We start from the raw sequence: 25,134 nt of genomic DNA, 5'->3' as shown, positions 1-25,134 counted from the left end.
CATTCGGCGCCGCGAGCTGCCGCGCCGTAAAAAATTAACCGTGTTTCTTCTTCGCGAAAATGACGCGCGCCAGAATGTTCAGCAACAGTACGCAAAGGGTAATGATCAGCACCCCGGCCCAGGCCAGCTGCTGCCATTCCGCGAATGGGCTCATCGCAAATTTAAAGATCGTCACCGGCAGGTTGGCGATAGGCTGCATCATGTCCGTGCTCCAGAACTGGTTGGAGAGGGAGGTAAACAGCAACGGGGCTGTTTCACCCGCGATACGCGCAACTGCCAGCAAAATACCGGTCATGATCCCGGAGACTGACGCTTTCAGCGTAATCGCAGAGATCATTTTCCATTTCGGCGTTCCCAGTGCGTAAGCCGCTTCACGCAGGCTGTCCGGCACCAGTTTCAGCATGTTCTCGGTAGTACGAATGACGATAGGCACCTGCAACAGCGCCAGCGCAATCACACCCGCCCAGCCGGAGAAGTGTTCCATCTGTGCCACCACGACGGTGTAAACAAACAGACCCACCACGATAGACGGGGCTGAAAGCAGGATGTCATTGATGAAACGAATGACTTCCGCCAGCCAGGATTTACGACCGTACTCCGCAAGATAGATGCCTGCCATGATGCCCAGCGGCGTACCAAATACCGTTGCCCACAGGATCAGCAACCCGCTGCCCGCCAGGGCATTCGCCAGACCACCACCCGCCGTATTTGGCGGTGGCGTCATTTCGGTAAACAGCGCCAGCGACATCCCGTCAATCCCGCGCACAACCGTCGAGAAGAGGATCCAGACCAGCCAGAACAGGCCAAATGCCATGGTTCCCATTGAGAGCGTCAGCGCGATACGGTTTTTAAAACGGCGTCGGGCCTGCATTTTGCGGCGGGATTCCGCCAGTTCAGCGGTAGCTTGCATTTCGAGAGTTGCCATTAGCGTGCCCCCTCATTTTTAGCGAGGCGCATAATCATCAGCTTGGAGATCGCCAGAACAATGAAGGTGATCACGAACAGAATCAGACCCAGCTCCATCAACGCCGCGACGTGCAGCCCGGATTCCGCCTCAGCAAATTCATTCGCCAGTGCAGAGGTAATACTGTTACCCGGCATGAAGAGTGATGCGCTGTCGAGCTGGTAGGTGTTACCGATGATAAAGGTCACCGCCATTGTCTCACCCAGCGCACGTCCCAGACCCAGCATCACGCCGCCAATCACCCCATTTTTGGTGAACGGAAGGACAATGCGCCAGATAACTTCCCAAGTGGTACAGCCGATACCGTAGGCCGACTCTTTCATCATCACCGGCGTTTGTTCGAAGACATCGCGCATGACCGCCGCAATGTACGGAATAATCATGATGGCGAGGATCACACCAGCCGCCAGAATACCGATACCGAAAGCAGGGCCAGAGAACAGGGCACCCACAAACGGGATGGCAGAAAGTACATTACCCACGGGTTCCTGGAAGTACGTTGCGAACAGCGGCGCAAAGATAAACAGGCCCCACATGCCGTAAACGATACTCGGAATGGCCGCCAGCAGCTCGATGGCAATACCCAGTGGGCGACGCAGCCAGCCCGGTGCCAGTTCCGTCAGGAACAGGGCAATACCAAAACTGACGGGAACCGCGATTAGCAGGGCGATGAACGAGGTCACCAGCGTGCCGTAAATCGGCACCAGCGCACCGTAGATATCGTTCGGCGCGTCCCACTCTTTGGTCCACAGGAAGGAGAAACCGAATTTCTGGATGCTCGGCCAGGAGGAGAAAATCAGAGACACGATAATGCCGCCCAGCAGCAATAGCACAATCAGCGCAGCCAGTTTTACCAGCGCGCTGAAAATCATGTCACCTTTTTTACCCGGAGGGTTAAATGCAGGCTTGGTTGCAGCCATAAATCACTCTTCTGTTAAACGCGTTTACGAAATCGGCGGGTAAGCGCAAGCGCCACCCGCCATTTTCGTCAGAATGCTAAATTAATACAATGCCTTACCGCTGCTATCTTTCACGTTGGTTTTCCACGCAGCGCGAATTTGCTCAACCACGTTTTCTGGCAGGGTAGCGTAATCCAGGGCATTAGCCTGTTTGCCGCCGTTTTTGTACGCCCAGTCGAAGAACTTCAGCACTTCGGCACCCTGCTCAGGTTTCTTCTGCTCTTTGTGAACCAGGATGAAGGTGGTAGAGGTGATTGGCCATGCACCTTCGCCTTTCTGGTTAGTCAGATCCTGAGCGAAAGATTTGCTCCAGTCAGCGCCTTTTGCCGCGTTGGCAAAGTTCTCTTCGGTCGGGCTGACAGGTTTACCATCAGCAGAAACCAGTTTGGTGTAGGACAGGTTGTTCTGTTTAGCGTAGGCGTATTCTACGTAACCGATAGAGCCTGGCAGACGCTGTACGAACGCGGCGATGCCGTCGTTGCCTTTACCACCCAAACCAGTTGGCCAGTTAACGGTAGAGCCAGAACCGACTTTAGATTTCCACTCTTCGTTCACTTTCGCCAGATAGCTGGTGAACACGAAAGAGGTACCAGAACCATCAGCGCGGCGAACCACAGCGATGTTCTGAGAAGGCAGTTTCAGGCCTGGGTTGAGTTTGGCAATCGCCTCGTCATCCCATTTTTTGATTTTACCCAGGTAGATGTCACCCAGGGTTTTGCCGTCCAGCACCAGTTCACCAGACTTCACGCCCGGCAGGTTGATGGCCAGAACCACACCGCCGATCACGGTCGGGAACTGGAACAGACCTTCCTGTGCCAGTTTGTCATCAGACAGCGGAGCGTCTGATGCGCCGAAATCAACGGTATTAGCGGTAATTTGTTTAACGCCACCGGAGGAGCCGATACCCTGATAGTTAACCTTGTTACCGGTTTCTTTCTGGTAGGTATCCGCCCATTTGGCATACACCGGCGCAGGGAAGGTTGCACCAGCGCCAGTCAGGCTTGCTTCTGCAAATACAGAGAACGCGCTCAGAGATAAGGTCGCGGCGACAACAGTTGCGACAGTGGTACGCATAACTTTCATAATGTCTCCTGCAAGATTTTCGTAAATCGTTGTTTAGTGGCTACGATGAGCAAAATAGGACAAACAGGTGACAGATAAATGTACGAATTATGACAGTTTTATGACAATGGAAATTTCACTTAAAAACCAGCAGAAGAAAGCTTAATTTTCATCGTGTTAGCCACTTTTATGACAAGACGTTTTCAGAAATATTTTCTTTATGTGACACTGAAAAAAGTAGCTGAAGATGACAGATTGTCATAAATAAAAACGCAAAAGAGTTGATTAAAAACAAGCCAGGCGGGATAGAAAAGCTCCACCCGAAGGTGGAGCCTGAAGGGATTATTCTACGGTGACAGACTTCGCCAGGTTACGCGGCTGGTCAACGTCGGTGCCTTTGATCAGCGCAACGTGATAAGCCAGCAACTGCAGCGGAACGGTGTAGAAGATCGGCGCAATCACCTCTTCCACATGCGGCATCTCGATGATGTGCATGTTGTCATTGCTGACAAAACCGGCATCTTTGTCGGCGAAGACGTACAGAACACCACCGCGGGCGCGCACTTCTTCAATGTTAGATTTCAGTTTTTCCAGCAGTTCGTTGTTAGGAGCCACAACGATGACCGGCATATCGGCGTCAATCAGCGCCAGTGGGCCGTGTTTCAGCTCGCCTGCCGCATAGGCTTCCGCGTGAATGTAGGAGATCTCTTTCAGCTTCAGCGCGCCTTCCAGCGCAATCGGATACTGATCGCCACGACCCAGGAACAGGGCGTGATGCTTGTCGGAGAAATCTTCTGCCAGTGCTTCAATGCGTTTGTCCTGGGACAGCATCTGCTCAATACGGCTCGGCAGTGCCTGCAGGCCATGAACGATGTCATGCTCAACAGAGGCATCCTCGCCTTTCAGACGTGCCAGTTTCGCCACCAGCATCAACAGAACGGTCAGCTGAGTGGTAAACGCTTTAGTGGAAGCCACGCCAATTTCGGTACCCGCTTTGGTCATCAGCGCCAGATCGGATTCACGCACCAGCGATGAGCCAGGGACGTTACAGATGGCCAGAGAGCCAAGGTAGCCCAGCTCTTTAGACAAACGCAGCGCCGCCAGCGTATCCGCCGTTTCACCAGACTGGGAAAGGGTGATCATCAGGCTGTTACGACGCACAGCGGATTTGCGATAGCGGAATTCAGACGCGATTTCCACATCACACGGCACGCCCGCCAGGGATTCAAACCAGTAACGAGAAACCATACCGGAGTTGTAGGAGGTACCGCAGGCCACGATCTGAATATGCTCAACCTTGCTGAGCAGTTCGTTCGCGTTTGCACCCAACTCGCTCAGATCCACCTCGCCGTGGCTAATACGCCCGGTAAGGGTGTTTTTGATGGCGTTTGGCTGCTCGTAAATCTCTTTCTGCATGTAGTGACGGTAAGCGCCTTTGTCGCCCGCGTCGTACTGCAGGTTAGATTCGATCTCCTGGCGTTTCACCTGCTCGCCTTTGGTATCGAATACGGCCACGCTGCGACGAGTCACTTCCGCAATATCACCCTCTTCCAGGAAGATAAAGCGACGGGTAACTGGCAGGAGCGCAAGCTGGTCAGAGGCGATAAAGTTTTCACCCATGCCCATACCGATAACCATCGGGCTACCGGAACGTGCGGCCAGCAGCGTGGACGGATCGCGTGAGTCCATGATCACCGTGCCGTATGCACCGCGCAGCTGAGGGATAGCACGCAGGACTGCGTCACGCAGTGTACCGCCCTGCTCCAGCTCCCAGTGCACCAGGTGAGCAATCACTTCGGTGTCAGTTTCAGAGACGAAGGTATAGCCGCGCGCTTTCAGTTCTTCGCGCAGCGGTTCGTGGTTTTCGATAATGCCGTTGTGCACGACCACGATGTGTTCAGACACATGCGGGTGCGCGTTGCCTTCAGACGGTTCGCCGTGCGTCGCCCAGCGGGTGTGCGCAATACCGGTACCACCATGCAGCGGATGTTCTTCCGCAGCCTGGGCCAGCATCTGCACTTTACCGAGACGACGCAGACGGGTCATATGACCTTCTGCATCGACCACGGCCAGACCAGCAGAGTCATAGCCACGGTATTCCAGACGACGTAAACCTTCGAGAAGGATTTCAGCAATATCACGCTGCGCAACTGCGCCAACAATTCCACACATAGTTTTAGATTCCGAATTTAGGCATAACGCCTGCGTTGTCGCTGACCTGTATTTGCCCTTTCCGGGCGCCCCGAGCCTTGTAGAGAGTGGGGTTATTTTTATGGGTACTGCTTGTGGGGGGAGGATTATGTTATCCCCTCACCCCGACCCTCTCCCCAAAGGGGCGAGGGTAAATCCGTTACTTTTTCTTCACCGGGCGTTTCCAGCCCTGCTTGTGCACCTGTGGCACACGGCTTAATACCAGCTCGTTATCGGCGATATCGCGCGTAACGGTTGTCCCGGCGGCAATCGTTACCCCGTTGCCCACGGTAACCGGTGCCACCAGCTGTGTATCGGAACCGACAAACACATCATCACCGATAATGGTTTTAAACTTGTTAGCACCGTCATAGTTGCAGGTGATTGTGCCTGCACCAATATTGACGTTATCGCCAATTTCCGCATCGCCCAGATAGGTCAAATGACCGGCTTTAGAGCCTTTACCCAGACGCGCTTTTTTCATCTCAACGAAGTTGCCAACATGGGCACCTTCCAGCAGCTCAGCGCCCGGGCGCAGACGCGCAAACGGTCCAATGGTGCACGCCGCTTCAAGATACGCATCTTCCACCACGCTGTAAGGGCTGATTTCGCAATCGTCACCGATGACGCTGTTTTTGATAACGCAGCCAGCGCCAATTTTGACACGATTGCCCAGAGTGACTTTGCCTTCAAAGATAACGTTAGTATCAATTTCAACGTCACGACCGTGAGATAGAGTGCCACGTAGATCGAAACGCGCCGGGTCACGCAGCATCACGCCTGCCAGCAGCAGTTTTTCGGCCTGTTCGGACTGATAAACGCGCTCCAGACGGGAAAGCTGAAGGCGGTTATTCACACCTTCGGTTTCGCTAATGCGTGCCGGATGTACCGCCGCAATCTCACGTCCTTCCTGATATGCCATCGCAATGATGTCGGTGATGTAGTATTCACCCTGCGCATTGTTGTTGTTGAGCTTCGACAACCAGCGCTTCATATCCGCGCCATTGGCAATCAGGATACCGGTGTTGATCTCCTGAATCTGGCGCTGTTCGTCGCTGGCGTCTTTATGTTCAACAATCCCCGTTACGTTGCCGTTTTCACGGGTGATGCGGCCATAACCGGTTGGATCGTCCAGCACGACGGTTAACAAACCGATGCCGCCCTGCGGTTTGGCTTCACGCAGGCGAGTTAGTGTTTCAACGGAGATCAGCGGAACATCGCCGTAGAGCATCAGAATATCTTCGTCATCGGCAAAGAACGGTGCTGCCTGCTGCATCGCGTGACCTGTACCCAGCTGCTCAGCCTGAAGCACCCAGTTGAGCTTGTCATCGCTCAGCGTCTTTTTAAGCAGATCGCCACCGTGGCCGTAGACCAGATGAACCTGACGGGCACCCAGTTCATTTGCTGCATCAATGACATGCTGCACCATCGGCTTTCCTGCCAGCGTGTGAAGCACTTTAGGCAGATCGGAATACATGCGGGTACCTTTGCCAGCGGCAAGGATCACCACGCTCATCGCACTGTTTGACATACGCATCCTGACGGTAGTTTGAGTGAGAAGTAAAAACGTTTGATGCCTAAAATTCTACATCTTTTTCATCATGAATTAAGGCCGAAAAAAAAAAGCCAGCCTGGAACCCAGACTGGCTTTTGTGCTTTTCAAGCCGGTGTTACATCGCTTTTTTGGTCAACTCGATAACGCGCAGTTTCGCGATCGCTTTGGCCAGCTCCGCAGACGCCTGAGCGTAATCCACGTCACCATGAGAGCTGCTAATGTGCTCTTCAGCCTTACGCTTCGATTCCAGGGCTCGCGCTTCGTCGAGATCCTGGCCACGAATAGCGGTATCGGCCAGAACGGTCACACTGCCTGGCTGCACTTCGAGAATGCCGCCGGACAGATAGATAAACTCTTCGTGACCGAACTGTTTAACGATGCGGATCATACCAGGCTTAATGGCGGTGAGCAGCGGTGCGTGACCCGGGAAAATACCCAGTTCACCTTCACTACCCGTTACCTGGATTTTCTCGACCAGACCAGAGAACATTTGTTGCTCTGCGCTGACGACGTCCAGGTGGTAAGTCATTGCCATATCACCCTCCGATTAAGGCGTTAAAGTTTTTTGGCTTTTTCCACTGCTTCTTCGATGGAACCAACCATGTAGAACGCCTGCTCTGGCAGGTGATCGTATTCGCCTTCCATGATGCCTTTAAAGCCACGGATGGTGTCTTTCAGGGAAACGTATTTACCCGGAGAACCGGTGAATACTTCCGCAACGAAGAATGGCTGGGACAGGAAGCGCTGGATCTTACGCGCACGTGCTACCACCAGTTTGTCTTCTTCAGACAGTTCATCCATACCCAGGATGGCGATGATGTCTTTCAGTTCCTGGTAACGTTGCAGCAGGGACTGTACGCCACGCGCGGTGTCGTAGTGTTCCTGACCAACAACCAGTGGATCCAGCTGACGACTGGTGGAGTCCAGCGGGTCAACGGCTGGGTAGATACCCAGAGACGCGATCTGACGGCTCAGTACCACGGTTGCATCAAGGTGCGCAAAGGTGGTTGCTGGTGATGGGTCAGTCAAGTCATCCGCAGGTACGTATACCGCCTGAACGGAGGTGATAGAACCGGTTTTGGTAGAGGTGATACGTTCCTGAAGAACACCCATTTCTTCCGCCAGAGTCGGCTGATAACCTACCGCTGAAGGCATACGACCCAGCAGTGCAGATACTTCCGTACCGGCCAGGGTGTAACGGTAGATGTTATCAACGAACAGCAGAACGTCACGGCCTTCGTCACGGAATTTTTCAGCCATCGTCAGACCGGTCAGCGCAACGCGCAGACGGTTTCCTGGTGGCTCGTTCATCTGGCCGTAAACCAGGGATACTTTGTCCAGAACGTTGGAGTCGGTCATTTCGTGGTAGAAGTCGTTACCCTCACGAGTACGTTCACCTACGCCCGCAAATACGGAGTAACCGGAGTGCTCGATCGCGATGTTACGGATCAGCTCCATCATGTTTACGGTTTTACCTACACCCGCACCACCGAACAGACCAACTTTACCGCCCTTCGCAAATGGACACATCAGGTCGATAACTTTGATGCCGGTTTCCAGCAGTTCCTGAGAGCTGGACAGCTCTTCGTAGGAAGGTGCCGCGCGGTGGATAGCCCAACGCTCTTCTTCACCGATGTCGCCTTTCATGTCGATTGGTTGACCCAATACGTTCATGATACGACCCAGCGTTGCTTTACCTACCGGGACTTCGATCGGATGCTCAAGGTCTTTAACTTCCAGACCACGACGCAGACCGTCGGAAGAACCCATCGCGATGGTACGCACGATACCGCCGCCGAGCTGCTGCTGAACTTCCAGCACCAGGCTCTCGTTACCATTCTGTACCTCAAGCGCGTCGTACACGCGTGGTACGGCGTCCTGAGGGAACTCGACGTCCACCACGGCGCCGATTACCTGGACAATCTTTCCAGTAGCCATCTTGAATCCTCTACGTAATTCGTAAACCTGGTTAAACCGCGGCGGCCCCCGAGACGATCTCGGTGAGTTCCTGAGTAATGCTGGCCTGACGAGCTTTGTTGTAAACCAACTGCAGCTCTTTAATCAGGCTGCCGCCATTATCGGTCGCGGCTTTCATCGCCACCATTCGTGCGGCCTGCTCGCTGGCCAGGTTTTCTACAACGCCCTGATAAACCTGAGATTCAACGTAACGACGCAGCAGGGTATCCAGCAGCGGTTTCGGATCGGGTTCATACAGGTAATCCCAGGCTTTGTGCTTCAGCTCATCATCTTCTGATGCCGGTAAAGGCAGCATCTGAGTGAGCGTTGGAACCTGAGACATGGTGTTAATGAATTTGTTGCTGACAACGTACAGTCTGTCCAGACGGCCTTCATCGTAGGCCTGCAACATCACTTTAACCGGGCCGATCAGTTCGGACAGGGACGGGTTATCACCCATACCGGTCACCTGAGCGACAATGTTGCCACCAACGGAGTTAAAGAAAGAGACGCCTTTAGAGCCGATCATTGCGATATCGCACTGAACGCCTTTTTCAGACCATGCTTTCATATCCGCCAGCAGTTTTTTGAACAGGTTAATGTTCAAGCCGCCACACAGACCACGGTCGGTCGACACCACCAGGTAGCCCACGCGCTTAACGTCGCGTTCTTCCAGGTAAGGGTGCTTATATTCCAGATTACCGTTTGCAAGGTGACCAATCACTTTGCGCATGGTTTCTGCATAAGGACGGCTGGCCGCCATGCGATCCTGCGATTTACGCATTTTGGAAGCGGCGACCATCTCCATCGCTTTAGTGATCTTTTGCGTGTTCTGGACGCTTGCGATCTTACTACGTATCTCTTTTGCGCCGGCCATGAGCTTCTCCTCAATGCCAGGCGGCTTGTCCTGAGACAAGCCGCCGGACGATTACCAGGATTGGGTTGCTTTGAAGGAATCGAGGATAGCTTTCAGCTTGCCTTCGATTTCGTCGTTATAGCCACCGGTCTGGTTGATCTCTTGCATCAGCGGAGCGTGATCACGGTCGACGTAAGCCAGCAGAGCGGCTTCGAAGCTACCGATTTTCGCCAGTTCCACATCTTCGAGGTAACCGCGTTCAGCCGCGAACAGTACCAGGCCCTGCTGAGCAACAGACATTGGTGCGTACTGTTTCTGCTTCAGCAGCTCGGTCACTTTCTGACCGTGGCTCAGCTGTTTACGGGTTGCTTCGTCCAGATCGGATGCGAACTGAGAGAACGCAGCCAGTTCACGATACTGTGCCAGTGCGGTACGGATACCACCGGACAGTTTCTTGATGATCTTGGTCTGAGCAGCACCACCAACACGGGATACGGAGATACCCGGGTTAACCGCCGGACGAATACCGGAGTTAAACAGGTTGGTTTCCAGGAAGATCTGACCATCGGTAATGGAAATTACGTTGGTCGGAACGAACGCAGAAACGTCACCCGCCTGGGTTTCAATGATCGGCAGTGCGGTCAGAGAGCCCGTTTTACCCTTCACTTCACCTTTGGTGAAGTTCTCGACGTATTCCGCGTTAACGCGGGAAGCACGCTCCAGCAGACGAGAGTGGAGGTAGAATACGTCGCCAGGGAACGCTTCACGTCCAGGTGGACGACGGAGCAGCAGGGAAACCTGACGATAAGCAACAGCCTGTTTAGACAGGTCATCGTATACGATCAGTGCATCTTCACCGCGGTCACGGAAGTATTCGCCCATTGCACAACCCGCGTATGGCGCCAGGTATTGCAGTGCAGCAGATTCAGAAGCGGTAGCAACAACAACAATGGTGTTAGCCAGTGCGCCGTGCTCTTCCAGTTTACGAACCACGTTAGAAATGGTGGACGCTTTCTGGCCGATAGCCACGTACACGCATTTGATGCCGGAATCACGCTGGTTGATGATGGCGTCGATAGCCATCGCGGTTTTACCGGTCTGACGGTCACCGATGATCAGTTCACGCTGACCACGACCGATTGGGATCATGGCATCAACGGACTTATAACCTGTCTGAACAGGCTGATCTACGGATTGACGATCGATAACGCCTGGTGCGATAACTTCGATTGGGGAGAAGCCATCGTGCTCAACCGGACCTTTACCGTCGATTGGTGCACCCAGGGTGTTAACTACGCGACCCAGCAGGCCACGGCCAACCGGCACTTCCAGAATACGGCCAGTACACTTAACCTTCATGCCTTCGGCGAGGTCAGCGTATGGACCCATCACAACTGCACCTACGGAGTCGCGCTCCAGGTTCAGTGCGATAGCGTAACGGTTACCCGGCAGGGAAATCATCTCACCCTGCATACAATCGGCCAGGCCGTGAATGCGGATAACACCGTCACTTACAGAAACAATAGTACCTTCATTGTGAGCTTCGCTCACAACATTGAACTGAGCAATGCGCTGCTTGATCAGTTCGCTGATTTCGGTGGAATTCAGTTGCATGCTCCAGTCCCCTTAAGACTGCAAGACGTCTGCAAGGCGCTCAAGACGGCCGCGTACGCTGCCATCAATGACCATATCACCCGAACGGATGATTACGCCTGCCATTACAGACTTATCGATTTTGCAATTCAGCTTAACTTTGCGTGACAGACGTTTTTCCATCGCGGCGGTAATTTTCGCAAGCTGTTCATTACTCAGTTCAGTCGCAGAAGTTACTTCAACTTCAGCAGTAGCTTCACTAAGGGCACGTAAGTGCTCAAACTGCTCGAGAACATCCGGGAGCACACGGAGACGACCATTTTCTGCCATTACCTTAATCAGGTTCTGGCCGTTGGCATCCAGTTGCTCTCCGCACACGGCGATAAACGACGCGGCGAGAGTTTCAGGTGCTAACGCACCGGAAAGCAACTCGGCCATTTGTTCGTTTTTCGTCACCTCAGCGGCAAACGCCAGCATATTCTGCCAGCGATCGACATTTTGGTGTTCGATAGCAAAGTCAAAAGCTGCTTTGGCGTAGGGGCGAGCTACCGTAACAAATTCAGACATCAGCCCCTCCCTCCTTACAGTTCAGCGACAAGTTTGTCCACGATGTCGCTGTTAGCAGCTTCATCCACGGAACGTTCGATGATCTTCTCGGCGCCAGCAACAGCCAGAATCGCAACCTGCTTACGCAGTTCTTCACGAGCACGTTTACGCTCAGCTTCAATTTCAGCCTGAGCCTGTGTCACGATCTTAGTACGTTCCTGTTCTGCTTCAGCTTTGGCTTCGTCCAGGATCTGCGAACGGCGTTTGTTAGCCTGTTCGATGATAACCTGAGCTTCCGCTTTCGCTTTTTTCAGCTGGTCTGTCGCGTTGGCCTGTGCAAGGTCCAAATCTTTCTTAGCGCGTTCTGCAGAAGCCAGACCGTCAGCAATTTCTTTCTGACGTTTTTCGATGGCAGCCATTAATGGCGGCCATACATACTTCATGCAGAACCAGACAAAGAGAATAAACGCGATGGCCTGGCCGAGGATTGTTGCGTTCATGTTCACAGCACAATACCTCTTTAATTTCTGTGGCTTAGGGTTTTAAAACTACTACTACGCGACAGCAAACATCACGTACAGACCCAGACCTACAGCGATCATTGGGATAGCATCCACCAGACCCATAACGATAAAGAACTGAGTACGCAGCAGAGGAATCAGATCAGGTTGACGCGCAGCGCCTTCCAGGAATTTGCCCCCGAGGATGCCGATACCGATCGCAGCACCGATAGCCGCCAGACCCATCATCACAGCGGCAGCCATGTACAGCAGATCCATATTCAGGTTTTCCATGACAGTCTCCAGTTTGTTTCAATTAAAACGTAGTAGTGTTGGTAAAAAATCAGTGCTCTTCAGACGCCATCGACAGATAGACGATCGTCAGAACCATGAAGATAAAGGCTTGCAGCGTAATGATCAGGATGTGGAAAATGGCCCATGGCACATTAAGAATCCACTGTGACCACCACGGCAGAAGACCCGCGATCAGAATGAAAATCAGCTCACCCGCATACATGTTGCCGAACAGTCGCAGACCCAGTGATACAGGTTTGGACAGCAGGCTAACGCCTTCCAGGATCAGGTTGACCGGAATAAACGCCCAGTGGTTGAACGGCTGCAAGGTAAGCTCTTTCACAAAGCCGCTTACGCCTTTCATTTTGATGCTGTAGAAAAGAATCAGGATAAACACGCCCAGCGCCATCGACAGGGTGATGTTCACGTCTGCGGACGGAACCACGCGCAGTGCAGGCAGACCGAGGACGTGTTCGCCAATCCACGGAATGAAATCGATAGGCAGAAGGTCCATCAGGTTCATCAGGAAGACCCAAACGAACACGGTCAGGGCCAGCGGAGCAATCAGCTTGCTCTTGCCATGGTACATGTCTTTGACGCTGCCATGGACGAAGCCGATGATCATTTCGATGAACGTCTGGAATTTCCCTGGAACACCGCTGGTCGCTCTTTTAGCAACACCGCGGAACATGGCCAGGAACAGAAGACCCAAAACCACCGAGAAGAACATGGAGTCGATGTTGATCGTCCAGAAGGTGGCCGGGGGGTTATGTGGATCCACCAGCGAGAATGTACGCAAGTCCATCTGAAGGTTGCTCAGATGATGACTTATGTAATCCTGCGGCGTCATATTTTCTGAAGCCATGATGCCTTTTACCCTTTGTTATTGATTACAGCTGGAGCCAGAACTTGTACCACCAGCACCAAAACCCACGTAGCTATCAGCGGCATGAAGACCACTTTCAAAACCGCCAGCGCCATCACCAGTAGAGCAAAGGTCAGCAACACCTTACACACTTCGCCCAGAGCGAAGGACCAGGCCACGCGGCCTTTGGCGGGTGTATGCGCCTGATGACGCCAGGCAAAAATCATAAACAACACGTTTGGCAGAACAACCGCCAAACCCCCGCACACGGCGGAGATGCCCCAGAAGGGGTCTTTGAGGCTAAACAGCAGTCCACTTGCTATCACAGCCAGAAACTGAATGAACAGAAGCTTACGAGCAACGTTTCTACTCAAGAGCGACACAGACATCACGTTTTTACTCCTGCTCCCTTCGAGGTATGCCGCGTGTCGTATAAAACGTCCTTTAAGGCTCAGAGTCAAGCATCAAAAAGCGGTCAAATTATACGGTGCGCACCCGTGATTTCAAACATTAAGTAGCGAAAAGGTGAATAAATGTTTAAATATTTTTCCCCACCGCTATTTTTTAACTTTCTCAGAAAGCACCGACCTTCGACCAAAAGTGCAAACAGCGCGAAAACGTTGACAACAAAGCGTGCACGAGATCACAAAACACACATTTGCGATAAGGTTGTATTAATCAAAGGCGCAAATCGCTTAAATATATCTTTATGAAATCAAACACAAAATGTCGTAACTATTTTCAAAACAGCCCCGTACACAATAAAAACCTTTCATTGACATTCTTAATAAATAATTAACATTGCGTTCTGGTTTCTGCCTTCCATTTTTAGCAGACTTATATTTTCGCCATTGACTATCTTCATAGTGAAGAATAACTGTCAGGTTAAACGTAAGAAAAACCTTAGTGAAAAAGAGGTTAAAAGCTGTCTGGTAAAACCCAAGTAGTTGTGCTGTTTTTTAACATGGTAAGAACAGCACAAATTCCACATTTTTTATTAATTTTTTAAAAATTGTTTGGCTTAATTATCACCAGGTGACGTTCCCCATCGAGTTGAGGAACATTTAATTTCTCGATGCATTCAACAGCAAAACCATCCGGAAGCTGTTCAATCTCATCACCAGGCAACTGCCCTTTCAGCGCATAAAAACGGCCATTATCTGCAGGCAAGTGCTTACACCAGCTCACCATATCATTGAGCGAAGCAAACGCGCGGCTGATAACACCATCAAACGGTGGCTCCGCCGGGAACTCCTCTACCCTGCTCTGCACGGGCGTGATGTTCTCAAGCTTCAGCTCATGCTGTACCTGACGTAAAAAGCGTACGCGCTTGCCAAGGCTGTCCAGCAACGTGAACTGGCTCTCAGGACGAACAATCGACAGCGGAACGCCCGGTAGACCAGGGCCTGTGCCCACATCAATAAAGCGTTCACCTTTCAGATAAGGCGCAACCACAATGCTATCGAGAATATGGCGTACCAGCATCTCGTTGGGGTCTCGTACTGAGGTTAGGTTGTACGCTTTGTTCCATTTGTTCAGCATATCGACGTAGGCCACCAGCTGTTTTTTCTGGTGATCGGTGAGCGAAATACCTGCCTGATCCAGCAGACGAGAGAGTTTGTTGAGCACGGTGAATACCTGTTGAGAAACTTAAGTGGCGGGTGGCGCTTCGCTTACCCGCCCTATGGAATTCTGTAGGCCCGGTAAGCGCAGCGCCACCGGGCAATGTTCAGAGCATTACGCGCTGCGGCGCAGCATGCCCTGTTTTTTTAACCACACCAGCAGAATCGAAATCGCGGCCGGAGTAACGCCCGATATGCGGGATGCCTGGCCAATCGACACAGGTTTATGATCGTTCAGCTTGGCGATCACTTCGTTGGAAAGGCCAGTGACCTGACGATAGTCCAGCATCTCTGGCAGCAGCGTGTTTTCGTTGCGCTGCTGTTTTTCAATCTCATCCTGCTGGCGCGCGATATAACCTTCGTATTTAACCTGGATCTCAACCTGCTCTGCCGCTTCAGCGTCTTCCAGGCCTGGTGCGAACGCGGTCAGTTTGACCAGGTTCTCATAGGTGACTTCAGGGCGACGCAGCAAATCTTCGCCGCTGGCTTCGCGCGACAGCGGTGCAGTCAAGTGAGCGTTCACTTCGGCTGCAGTTTCCGCCTGCGGATTCACCCAGGTGGTTTTCAGCCGCTGACGTTCCTGTTCAATACGCTCCAGCTTCTCGTTGAAACGCGCCCAGCGTTCGTCATCGACCAGACCCAGCTCGCGACCCATTTCGGTCAGACGCAGGTCGGCGTTGTCTTCGCGCAACATCAGGCGGTATTCCGCGCGCGAGGTAAACATACGGTACGGTTCTTTTGTGCCCAGCGTGCAGAGATCGTCGACCAGCACACCCAGATACGCCTGAGAACGGCCTGGTGCCCAGCCTTCTTTCTCAGCAGAGAAGCGCGCAGCGTTCAGACCGGCAAGCAGACCCTGTGCAGCCGCTTCTTCGTAGCCGGTGGTGCCGTTAATCTGCCCCGCGAAGAACAGACCGTGGATGAATTTGCTTTCCAGGGTTGGCTTCAGGTCACGAGGATCGAAGAAATCGTACTCAATAGCGTAGCCAGGACGAACGATTTTCGCATTCTCCATCCCCTGCATTGAGCGAACAATTTGCATCTGCACATCGAACGGCAGGCTGGTGGAGATGCCATTCGGGTAAATTTCGTTTGAGGTCAGTCCTTCCGGCTCCAGGAAGATCTGGTGCTGGTTGCGATCGGCAAAACGCATCACTTTGTCTTCGATCGACGGGCAGTAGCGTGGGCCGATCCCTTCAATCACACCTGCGTACATTGGGCTGCGATCGAGGTTATTGCGGATCACGTCATGGGTTTTCTCGTTGGTATGCGTGATGTAGCACGGTACCTGCTGCGGATGTTGCGCCGCATTGCCCATGAACGAAAACACGGGCATTGGGTTATCACCGTGCTGTTGCGCCAGCACGCTGAAATCAATGGTGCGCGCATCAATACGTGGAGGTGTGCCCGTTTTCAGGCGGCTGACGCGCAACGGCAGTTCACGCAGACGGCGAGACAGTGGAATCGACGGCGGATCGCCAGCACGTCCACCGCTGTAGTTATCCAGACCAATATGAATTTTACCGTCGAGGAATGTGCCCACGGTCAGCACCACGGCTTTCGCGCGGAACTTGAGGCCCATCTGGGTTACGGCACCCACAACACGATCGTTCTCAACGATAAGATCTTCAACTGCCTGCTGGAAGATCATCAGGTTTGGCTGATTCTCCAGTGCAGTACGTACCGCCTGACGGTAAAGCACGCGGTCAGCCTGGGCACGGGTTGCTCGTACCGCAGGGCCTTTACTCGCGTTTAGTATCCTAAACTGAATGCCAGCATGATCGATCGCTTTCGCCATCAGGCCGCCAAGTGCATCCACTTCTTTTACCAGGTGTCCTTTCCCAATGCCGCCAATCGCCGGGTTACAGGACATCTGTCCAAGCGTGTCGATATTGTGTGTCAAAAGCAGGGTCTGCTGACCCATTCGCGCTGCGGCCATTGCGGCCTCAGTGCCTGCATGACCCCCGCCAATGATAATGACGTCAAAAGGATCCTGATAAAACATGGTGGTCTGCCTCGCGTAAAGCGGTATGAAAATGGATTGAAGCCCGGGCCGTGGATTCTACTCAACTTTAGTCTTTCGAGAAAGCATTGGGATCCTGGGCTATTAAAAAGAAGATCTTTTTATTTAGAGATCTGTTCTATTGTGATCTCTTATTAGGATCGCCGACCTCTGTGGATAAGTCCGATCCGGCAAATAAGATCATGCGGTTAGGAAGGATCGTTTGCTGTGAATGATCGGTGATCCTGGACCGTATAAGCTGGGATCAGATCGCCACTTTATGCACAGGTCAAAAACCATACCAGAGTTGTTATTTGGATAACTACGGCTTAATACGAGCTTTTAACCAAAGTTATCCACATCTGTTCGCGCGATCTTTAATCGTTTTTGAGTAAATTTTTCCATCCTGCCAGCCAGATCTCGGCTGGATCTTCCGGAATATCATGATCGAGGATGTTGATCTTCAGCGTTTCACCCAGCTGTTTTGCACCACAGGCGGTAACAGCGGCCTCAACTTTCTCTATTGCGCCACAGAAGGTGTCATATTCACGACTTCCGATACCTACCGCACCAAAACGGACGTTGGACAGGTCTGGTTGTTGTTCCTGCAGTTCGTCATATAAAGGTTGCAGGTTATCCGGCAGGTCGCCTGCGCCATGTGTAGAGGTGATCAGCAGCCAGATCCCATCAGTCGGGAGATCTTCAAGCAGCGGTCCGTGCAGTGTCTCTGTGGAAAAACCTGCTTCTTCCAGCTTCTCAGCCAGATGTTCCGCAACGTATTCCGCACCGCCCAGGGTGCTGCCACTGATAAGAGTAATGTCAGCCATTGATCGCTCGCTCAGATAAAGAGGCGGCCATTGTACGCTGTGAACGAGCTGGGATCTACCTGTGGAAAATGTGGGAATGAATTTGCCCGATCACGGACGGATGGTACGCATGATCGGGTTTTGCAGGGAGATCAGGGTCTCAGTGGACTGAATTTCATCGATTGTTTGGATCTTGTTGATAAGTACCTGCTGGAGGGCATCTATGGATCGACACATAACTTTTATAAAGATGCTGTAATGCCCGGTGGTGTAATAGGCTTCTGTGACTTCATCGAGTGCGTTCAGCTTTGCCAGGGCAGAAGGGTAGTCTTTTGCGCTTTTAAGAATGATGCCGATAAAGCAGCAAACGTCATAACCCAGCTGCTTGGGGCTGACGTCAATGCGTGCGCCGGTAATGATCCCCGCCTGTTTCATCTTCTCTACGCGAACATGGATTGTTCCCGGGCTGACACCAAACTGTTTTGCCAGCTCGGCGTAGGCGGTACGGGCATTAGCCATTAAGGCCTCCAGGATGCCGCGGTCGAGATTGTCGATCTGATAATTTTCCATAGCTTTTTCTTATGAAGATTAATGAATCACTCTATTCTAGCGGTTTATTTTATCGAATCAAAAGTGAAGGAGGCTTTTTGTTGATTGGTTATTGAATAAGGTGCCATTTCTGTTGCTTAATCAATAGCAACAGGACGCAGGAGTATAAATAATGAAAACCGCTTATATCGCAAAACAACGCCAGATCAGTTTCGTAAAATCCCATTTTTCACGCCAGCTGGAAGATAAACTTGGACTGATTGAAGTCCAGGCTCCCATTCTGAGCCGCGTGGGTGACGGGACGCAGGATAACTTATCTGGAAGCGAAAAAGCGGTGCAGGTGAAAGTGAAAACACTGCCAGATGCCCAGTTCGAAGTGGTTCACTCCCTTGCTAAATGGAAGCGTCAAACCCTGGGACAACACGACTTCAGCGCGGGCGAAGGGCTCTACACGCACATGAAAGCCCTTCGCCCCGATGAAGACCGCCTTACTCCAATTCACTCCGTCTACGTTGATCAGTGGGACTGGGAGCGCGTAATGGGTGATGGCGAGCGCCATGTCGGTACGCTGAAATCCACCGTTGAGGCGATCTACGCTGGGATCAAAGCGACCGAAGCGGCTGTAAGCAAAGAGTTTGGTCTGGCACCGTTCCTGCCGGATACGATCCACTTTGTGCACAGCCAGGAGCTGCTGAGCCGTTTCCCGGATCTGGATGCTAAAGGCCGTGAACGCGCAATCGCCAAAGAATTAGGTGCTGTGTTTCTGATGGGGATCGGCGGCAAACTGTCTGACGGCAAACGCCACGACGTTCGTGCGCCGGATTATGATGACTGGAGCACACGCGGTGAGAGCGAATACGCGGGTCTGAATGGCGATATCCTGGTCTGGAACCCGGTGCTGGAAGATGCATTTGAGCTTTCTTCTATGGGGATCCGCGTGGATGCTGATGCGCTGAAGCGTCAGCTGGCCGTTACTGGCGACGAAGAGCGTCTCAAATTAGAGTGGCACCAGTCGCTGCTACGCGGGGAAATGCCGCAGACCATCGGTGGCGGTATCGGCCAGTCCCGTCTGACCATGTTACTGCTTCAGTTGCCACATATCGGTCAGGTTCAGTGTGGCGTCTGGCCGCAGCAAGTACGCGAAAGCGTTGGCTCCCTTCTGTGATTAACGCCGCCAGCGTCTGAGCAGGCGGCTACGCAACCCGGTATCGAAGCGCCAGATATGATCGAAGATGCGCATGATGCCGGGTTTTCCATGGGCGGACATCGCCACCGCGTGGAAACGGTGCTGATGCACCCGCTGTAACTCCTTCACTTTATTCACCACATCATCCGGCAGACGCTGGGCAATAAAATCGGAAATTACCACCGCGTCAGCGTCGTACCAGTCGCCGCCCTGCATTCTCTCCACAATGCTACGAAAACAGCTGGCTAAATCCGTGCCGCCGCGAAAACGCTGGCTTAAAAAGCAGATCGCCTGTTCGATACCCTGCTGGTTCGTCAGCTCATAACCCACCACCTCGCTGGAGAAGAGCATGATGAAGCAGCGACGGCGATCGGCAAGCGCCACGCGCATCAAGGCCAGACAGAACGCCTTTGCACATTGCTCATTAAACCCGCCCATCGATCCGGACGTATCCACGCAAACAATAAAAGGTCCGCGCGGCTGTTCATCAAAATCCTGGTGGACGACTGGCCGCTGGCTGAGCTTCTCGCGCCAGGCTTCACCGTGCAGCCGGTAAGTAAGAAGCTGCTTTTCCACCAGCCGACGGTAAAACTCATACTCTAGTTCAGTCATTCCCAGCGTGCTGAGTTCGGTGGGCAGCAGGCGCAAAATATCATCGCTTTGCTGAAGCCCGTCGACCTGCTCGGGAACGGTTGCCGGTTCGCGTACCAGGGTGCGGAAGGTTTCCATCGGGGCATCTTTCTTTGGGACTGACTTTGCCTCCCTTGAACGGCCCAGCTGTTCTGCGAGTTTCATCAGCTCGGGCTGCTGTGCCAGAAAATCGCCGTACTTGACGATCAGCTGATAATCCCCGCGCCGAAGCTGACCGGCGCTCATATCCCAGAGACGCCCGGCGGCGTTTTCATTTTCCACCAGTACCTGCTCGAGCTGACCGCTTAAGGTCATGCGTTCCTGAACTTCACTGAGCAGTTGCTCACGCTCCTCATCCAGCAGTTGCTGGTTCAATGTTGTGGCCTGAACGACAAGGCTGAGGCGCCAGCGCTGTAAAAAGAGAGTGTGCAACGCGGGCGTGAAGGTGGCGTTATCCGTGACCAGCGCCCGGGCCTGGCTGGCAAACGGGGAGTGGACGTTGTCGAGCAATGTCAGGGTTTGCGGAAGCTGAACGATAAACTGTGGCGTTGAGAGCCGCTGGCACTGCTGATAACAGGCCACCTCTTCCGTTAACTCAGGGGGGACCTCGGTCTCTTTGAACCGCTGACGCAAGTTTTCACGCCAGCGTGGGAGATCGTCCGTCATCGCTTTTTTAAGCTTCGGAAATTTTTCAAAGAATGCGGCCAGCTGCGGCGACGCCAGAAGGGTAATGACCACTTCTTCGATCAACCCTTCTTCGCTGACGGCCAGCATGATGTTAAGTGTATCCAGCGTTAGCATTGACGCGCCTGTTTAATCTGTGTGCTCACATCCTGCAGGCTGGCTTCAATGCGACCTAACCAGTCGCTATGTATAAAGAGGCATTTTTGCTGCTCGCTAAAGCGGGTGTGTTGCTGGTGCCATTCGGTATCCAGCGCTTCCAGCTGCTGCTTAATCTCTTCAGGAACGCTGTCAGAGGCGGTGCCAGGCAGTGCAAGACGCGATCCCTGCAGGCTCACATCGCGGATCACCAGATGCTGGCTACTGTCCACTTCCATATTTAGCGGCTGCGCGAAACCGATGCCGTTGAGTTTTCCGCGGATTTCTCCACCTTTATCCAGCCATTGCGATAGCGGCTCGCGCTCAATCGTAACGTGTACAACCTGCATATCATGGAGCTTTAGCGGTTGCTGGAGCAGCAGGGTAAGCGTCGAGCTGGTCAGCTCGGCGGGTAATTCGTAGTGAGGTTTGCGGGCGAACATTCCACCCAGTCGGTTCACTTTCAGCGCTGTTTTATCACTTTGTTGCTGCTGTAACTGGATGCGTCGTTGGGCAATAGCACCAAGCTGGTTGAGCATCGCCTGCTGTCCCCAGGCGTGTCCGGTCATCAATATTTCAAGCTGTTGCTGCATCAGGTTCATGCCTTCTGCGTCGTGCCAGAGGCAATCTTTCAGCAGGATCAGATCGATTGGCGCAACGGCATCACGGCCGCTGAACAGGGCGCTGGCCTGCAGCAGGCGGATTGCTTTTTTCCAGCGACGATCGGAGACATAGGGTGCTGAAGGGAGTAAATCGAGCTGCTGGCGCAACATGAAGATCAGCTCGAAGACGGCATCTGGCAGTTTGATTTTGCCGATCTCCTGCTGCCACAGCTGATATTCCTCATCGGTAACCTGAAGCGAAGCGGAGACCGGGTTTTCATTCTCATCCTGCTGGCTCACCAGCATAGAGCGGAAGTTGGATTTATCCTGCACTTTGTCCAGCCACAGGCGGATCAGCATGCGGTCATACAGCGCTTCCAGACTGCTGTCGGCCTCGGGGAGTTCGTTGGAGGCGGCCACCAGCAGACGCATCGGGATTTTCTCTTCACTGGCACCGTTGCGGAACCGACGTTCGTTTATCGCCGTGAGCAGGGTGTTCAGAATGGCCGGTCCCGCTTTCCAGATTTCATCGAGAAAAACAATCTCCGCTTCAGGTAGATACCCCTCCGTCAGACGCTGGTAACGCCCCTCATCTTTCAGCGCCTGAATGGACAGCGGGCCGAAAACTTCTTCAGGGGTGGAAAAGCGGGTCATCAGGTATTCGAAGGCGCGGGCGTTCTGAAAGGCAAATTTCAGTCGGCGGGCAATCAGGCTTTTGGCGATACCCGGTGGACCCAGCAGAAATACGCTTTCGCCGCTCAACGCCGCCAGTAAACAGAGGCGGATGGCGTGGCTACGCTCGAAAAGGCCTTTTTCCAGCGCGCTGCTGAGGCGGGAAATTCTTTCTGCTAATAAATGTGAGTGAGCCATAATAGTTTTTGCATCCTTTCGCCGTCGTGGCGGCCAATTGAAGCGAGTATAGACGTTTCAGCCAGGGCTGGTAATAGACTGAAGTGCGGCGCAATTTTCTTTGCGCTACATTAATGCGGTTGCATTTAGGGGTACGATTTTGCAACGAATCAGGCATACTGTGCGCTTTTTGTGGACCAAGGGACCAGGAACACATTTGTTATTTAAACGAAAAGACTAGTCTATGAGCACTGATAATAAGCAATCATTACCCGCAATTACGCTTGCGGCGATCGGGGTTGTCTACGGTGATATCGGCACCAGCCCGCTTTATACGCTTCGTGAATGTCTGTCCGGCCAGTTTGGCTTTGGTGTTGAACGCGATGCCGTATTTGGCTTCCTGTCCCTCATCTTCTGGCTGCTGATCCTGGTGGTTTCTGTTAAATATCTCTCCTTTGTTATGCGCGCTGATAACGCAGGCGAAGGCGGTATCCTGACCCTGATGTCCCTTGCCGGGCGTAACACGTCAGCCAGAATGACGTCGGTGCTGGTCATCATCGGCCTGATTGGCGGCAGTTTCTTCTATGGGGAAGTCGTCATCACGCCTGCTATCTCAGTGCTTTCGGCGATAGAGGGGCTGGAGATTATTGCCCCGCAGCTTGATTCCTGGGTTGTTCCTCTGGCCATTATTGTCCTGACGCTGCTGTTTATGATCCAGAAGCACGGTACCGGGCTGGTGGGGAAACTGTTCGCGCCGATTATGCTGGCCTGGTTCCTGATCCTGGCGGCGCTTGGTTTACGCAGCATTATTGCTAACCCGGAAGTGCTGCAAGCGCTAAACCCCTACTGGGCCGTGAATTTCTTCCTCGAATACAAAGTGGTTTCCTTCGTGGCGCTGGGGGCGGTTGTGCTCTCCATCACCGGCGTTGAAGCGCTGTATGCTGACATGGGACACTTCGGGAAACTGCCTATCCGCGTGGCCTGGTTTATTGTGGTACTGCCGTCTCTGGTGCTGAACTACTTCGGCCAGGGCGCGCTGTTGCTCAAAAATCCGGAAGCGATAAAGAACCCATTCTTCCTGCTGGCCCCTGACTGGGCACTGGTACCGATGCTGATTCTGGCGACGCTGGCGACCGTCATTGCCTCTCAGGCGGTGATTTCAGGCGTGTTTTCTCTGACGCGCCAGGCCGTGCGTCTGGGGTATCTCTCACCTATGCGCATCATCCATACCTCAGAGATGGAGTCGGGCCAGATCTACATTCCGTTCGTCAACTGGCTGCTCTATTTCGCTGTGGTGATCGTCATCGTCAGCTTCGAGCATTCCAGCAACCTGGCGGCGGCGTACGGTATTGCGGTCACCGGTACCATGGTGCTGACGTCGATCCTCTCCACAACGGTCGCGTACCGAAACTGGCACTGGAATAAATTCCTCGTGGCGATGATTCTGGTGGGCTTCCTGTGTATCGACGTGCCGCTGTTCTCCGCGAACCTCGACAAGATTGTTTCCGGTGGCTGGCTACCGCTGACGCTGGGTCTGGTGATGTTTATTGTCATGACCACATGGAAAAGCGAGCGCTTCCGTCTGCTGCGTCGTATGCACGAACACGGGAATTCTCTGGAGGCGATGATTGCGTCGCTGGAGAAATCCCCGCCAGTGCGTGTACCGGGAACTGCGGTGTACATGTCTCGTGCCTTGAACGTGATCCCGTTTGCGTTGATGCATAATCTTAAGCACAACAAGGTATTGCACGAGCGTGTGATTCTGCTGACGTTGCGCACCGAAGATGCACCGTATGTTCACAATGTGCGTCGTGTTCAGATTGAGCAATTGTCGCCTACCTTCTGGCGCGTGGTGGCAAGCTACGGCTGGCGTGAAACGCCAAACGTGGAAGAGGTCTTCCACCGCTGCGGCCTGGAAGGGCTGAGCTGCCGGATGATGGAGACGTCATTCTTCATGTCACACGAGTCACTGATTATTGGCAAGCGTCCGTGGTATCTGCGCCTGCGCGGCAAGTTGTACCTTATCCTGCAACGTAACGCCCTGCGTGCGCCTGACCAGTTTGAGATCCCGCCTAACCGAGTGATTGAGCTGGGTACACAGGTCGAGATTTAAGCCTGCATTAAATGCCGGGTGGCGTTGCGCTTACCCGGCTTACAACCCCCCCTGCCTACCCACCATAATTGTCTCTACATTTCACTTAGCGAAACGTTTCGACGTCGATCACAAATCTGTTACGTCATGGTGGTTTTCTGAACACCGTTGAGACTAAACTGATTTTAGCGAAACGTTTCGCTAGTGGAGCAAGAAAATGAAGAAAGGCACTGTACTCAACTCAGAAATCTCGTCGGTTATTTCCCGTCTTGGGCATACCGATACGCTGGTGGTTTGCGATGCAGGCTTACCGGTTCCGCGTAGCACAACCCGTATTGATATGGCGTTAACGCAGGGTGTTCCTTCGTTTATGCAGGTACTGGAAGTCGTGACGGCGGAGATGCAGGTTGAGGCGGCCATTCTCGCGGCGGAAATCAAACAACATAATCCGCAACTCCACGAAACGTTGCTCAGCCATATTGAGCAACTGCAACAACACCAGGGAAACACCATAGAAATTCGTTACACAACGCACGAGCAGTTCAAACAACAAACCGCAGACAGTCAGGCGGTGATTCGCAGCGGGGAGTGTTCCCCGTATGCGAATATCATTCTCTGTGCTGGCGTCACCTTCTGA

At 53.0% G+C, this 25,134-nt stretch carries 23 protein-coding genes; 3 read left to right on the top strand and 20 right to left on the bottom strand.

Annotation, left to right across the window (positions count from 1 at the left end):
- Positions 1 to 34: 34 nt before the first annotated feature.
- The 18 genes from pstA to asnC all read right to left on the bottom strand — a co-directional run bounded on the left by pstA (position 35) and on the right by asnC (position 18,340).
- Complete coding sequence (pstA, locus tag ACJ9Y9_RS23915) at positions 35 to 925, bottom strand: phosphate ABC transporter permease PstA (protein WP_028017769.1); 891 nt, start codon at positions 923 to 925, stop codon at positions 35 to 37.
- Positions 925 to 1,884, bottom strand: a complete 960-nt coding sequence (gene pstC / locus ACJ9Y9_RS23910) for a phosphate ABC transporter permease PstC (RefSeq protein WP_028017768.1) — start codon at positions 1,882 to 1,884, stop codon at positions 925 to 927. Before pstC ends, pstA begins: the two co-directional genes overlap by 1 nt.
- 81 nt (positions 1,885 to 1,965) lie before the next feature.
- On the bottom strand, positions 1,966 to 3,006 hold the full coding sequence (pstS, locus tag ACJ9Y9_RS23905; protein ID WP_028017767.1) for a phosphate ABC transporter substrate-binding protein PstS: 1,041 nt from the start codon (positions 3,004 to 3,006) through the stop codon (positions 1,966 to 1,968).
- 321 nt (positions 3,007 to 3,327) lie between these two features.
- Positions 3,328 to 5,157: a glutamine--fructose-6-phosphate transaminase (isomerizing) gene (gene glmS / locus ACJ9Y9_RS23900; RefSeq protein WP_028017766.1), complete on the bottom strand. Its 1,830-nt coding sequence runs from the start codon at positions 5,155 to 5,157 to the stop codon at positions 3,328 to 3,330.
- A 178-nt stretch (positions 5,158 to 5,335) separates the two neighbouring features.
- Complete coding sequence (gene glmU, locus ACJ9Y9_RS23895; RefSeq protein ID WP_028017765.1) at positions 5,336 to 6,706, bottom strand: bifunctional UDP-N-acetylglucosamine diphosphorylase/glucosamine-1-phosphate N-acetyltransferase GlmU; 1,371 nt, start codon at positions 6,704 to 6,706, stop codon at positions 5,336 to 5,338.
- Positions 6,707 to 6,845: 139 nt separating this feature from the next.
- Positions 6,846 to 7,265 (bottom strand): F0F1 ATP synthase subunit epsilon, encoded by a 420-nt coding sequence (locus tag ACJ9Y9_RS23890; RefSeq protein ID WP_006177560.1) that lies wholly within the window; start codon positions 7,263 to 7,265, stop codon positions 6,846 to 6,848.
- Positions 7,266 to 7,285: 20 nt separating this feature from the next.
- Entirely contained in the window at positions 7,286 to 8,668 is a 1,383-nt protein-coding gene (atpD, locus tag ACJ9Y9_RS23885; RefSeq protein WP_003862362.1) for a F0F1 ATP synthase subunit beta, read from the bottom strand.
- 31 nt (positions 8,669 to 8,699) lie between these two features.
- A complete protein-coding gene (gene atpG, locus ACJ9Y9_RS23880) occupies positions 8,700 to 9,563 on the bottom strand; it encodes a F0F1 ATP synthase subunit gamma (RefSeq protein ID WP_023333921.1) in 864 nt (287 codons plus the stop codon).
- 51 nt (positions 9,564 to 9,614) lie between these two features.
- Positions 9,615 to 11,156, bottom strand: coding sequence for a F0F1 ATP synthase subunit alpha (atpA, locus tag ACJ9Y9_RS23875; RefSeq protein ID WP_028017764.1), 1,542 nt, complete (start codon positions 11,154 to 11,156; stop codon positions 9,615 to 9,617).
- Between the two features lie 12 nt (positions 11,157 to 11,168).
- Entirely contained in the window at positions 11,169 to 11,702 is a 534-nt protein-coding gene (atpH, locus tag ACJ9Y9_RS23870; protein ID WP_028017763.1) for a F0F1 ATP synthase subunit delta, read from the bottom strand.
- A gap of 14 nt (positions 11,703 to 11,716) precedes the next feature.
- A complete protein-coding gene (atpF, locus tag ACJ9Y9_RS23865) occupies positions 11,717 to 12,187 on the bottom strand; it encodes a F0F1 ATP synthase subunit B (RefSeq protein ID WP_003862370.1) in 471 nt (156 codons plus the stop codon).
- A gap of 48 nt (positions 12,188 to 12,235) precedes the next feature.
- On the bottom strand, positions 12,236 to 12,475 hold the full coding sequence (gene atpE, locus ACJ9Y9_RS23860; RefSeq protein WP_000429386.1) for a F0F1 ATP synthase subunit C: 240 nt from the start codon (positions 12,473 to 12,475) through the stop codon (positions 12,236 to 12,238).
- A gap of 49 nt (positions 12,476 to 12,524) precedes the next feature.
- On the bottom strand, positions 12,525 to 13,340 hold the full coding sequence (atpB, locus tag ACJ9Y9_RS23855; protein WP_028017762.1) for a F0F1 ATP synthase subunit A: 816 nt from the start codon (positions 13,338 to 13,340) through the stop codon (positions 12,525 to 12,527).
- A gap of 8 nt (positions 13,341 to 13,348) precedes the next feature.
- Positions 13,349 to 13,729 carry a F0F1 ATP synthase subunit I gene (gene atpI, locus ACJ9Y9_RS23850; RefSeq protein WP_008500194.1) on the bottom strand — a complete coding sequence of 127 codons (381 nt, stop codon included), beginning with the start codon at positions 13,727 to 13,729 and terminating at the stop codon, positions 13,349 to 13,351.
- A gap of 616 nt (positions 13,730 to 14,345) precedes the next feature.
- Complete coding sequence (gene rsmG, locus ACJ9Y9_RS23845) at positions 14,346 to 14,969, bottom strand: 16S rRNA (guanine(527)-N(7))-methyltransferase RsmG (RefSeq protein WP_028017761.1); 624 nt, start codon at positions 14,967 to 14,969, stop codon at positions 14,346 to 14,348.
- Between the two features lie 108 nt (positions 14,970 to 15,077).
- Complete coding sequence (gene mnmG, locus ACJ9Y9_RS23840; protein WP_014072433.1) at positions 15,078 to 16,967, bottom strand: tRNA uridine-5-carboxymethylaminomethyl(34) synthesis enzyme MnmG; 1,890 nt, start codon at positions 16,965 to 16,967, stop codon at positions 15,078 to 15,080.
- Between the two features lie 374 nt (positions 16,968 to 17,341).
- Positions 17,342 to 17,791, bottom strand: a complete 450-nt coding sequence (gene mioC / locus ACJ9Y9_RS23835; protein ID WP_028017760.1) for an FMN-binding protein MioC — start codon at positions 17,789 to 17,791, stop codon at positions 17,342 to 17,344.
- 90 nt (positions 17,792 to 17,881) lie between these two features.
- Positions 17,882 to 18,340 (bottom strand): transcriptional regulator AsnC, encoded by a 459-nt coding sequence (gene asnC, locus ACJ9Y9_RS23830; RefSeq protein ID WP_008500198.1) that lies wholly within the window; start codon positions 18,338 to 18,340, stop codon positions 17,882 to 17,884.
- A gap of 151 nt (positions 18,341 to 18,491) precedes the next feature.
- Between asnC and asnA the strand changes: the two genes are divergently transcribed.
- Positions 18,492 to 19,484 carry an aspartate--ammonia ligase gene (gene asnA, locus ACJ9Y9_RS23825; RefSeq protein ID WP_028017759.1) on the top strand — a complete coding sequence of 331 codons (993 nt, stop codon included), beginning with the start codon at positions 18,492 to 18,494 and terminating at the stop codon, positions 19,482 to 19,484.
- Here the strand turns inward: asnA and viaA are convergent, their stop codons facing one another.
- A complete protein-coding gene (viaA, locus tag ACJ9Y9_RS23820; RefSeq protein WP_407226227.1) occupies positions 19,485 to 20,936 on the bottom strand; it encodes an ATPase RavA stimulator ViaA in 1,452 nt (483 codons plus the stop codon).
- The gene (ravA, locus tag ACJ9Y9_RS23815; RefSeq protein ID WP_028017757.1) at positions 20,930 to 22,426 is read right to left on the bottom strand and encodes an ATPase RavA; all 1,497 of its coding nucleotides are present in this window, start codon (positions 22,424 to 22,426) and stop codon (positions 20,930 to 20,932) included. The genes viaA and ravA overlap by 7 nt, the downstream gene beginning before the upstream one ends.
- A 223-nt stretch (positions 22,427 to 22,649) precedes the next feature.
- Here ravA and kup point away from each other — a divergent pair, with 223 nt between their 5' ends.
- Together kup and rbsD are read left to right on the top strand one after the other, a co-directional pair.
- On the top strand, positions 22,650 to 24,518 hold the full coding sequence (gene kup / locus ACJ9Y9_RS23810; RefSeq protein WP_028017756.1) for a low affinity potassium transporter Kup: 1,869 nt from the start codon (positions 22,650 to 22,652) through the stop codon (positions 24,516 to 24,518).
- A 196-nt stretch (positions 24,519 to 24,714) separates the two neighbouring features.
- A complete protein-coding gene (gene rbsD / locus ACJ9Y9_RS23805; protein WP_003862392.1) occupies positions 24,715 to 25,134 on the top strand; it encodes a D-ribose pyranase in 420 nt (139 codons plus the stop codon).

It is taken from the genome of Enterobacter sp. CPE_E1241 (genome assembly GCF_045618265.1).
Classification (GTDB): domain Bacteria; phylum Pseudomonadota; class Gammaproteobacteria; order Enterobacterales; family Enterobacteriaceae; genus Enterobacter; species Enterobacter adelaidei.
The sequence above is the reverse complement of the archived record's forward strand: the minus strand, read 5'-3'. Positions and strand labels throughout refer to the sequence as shown.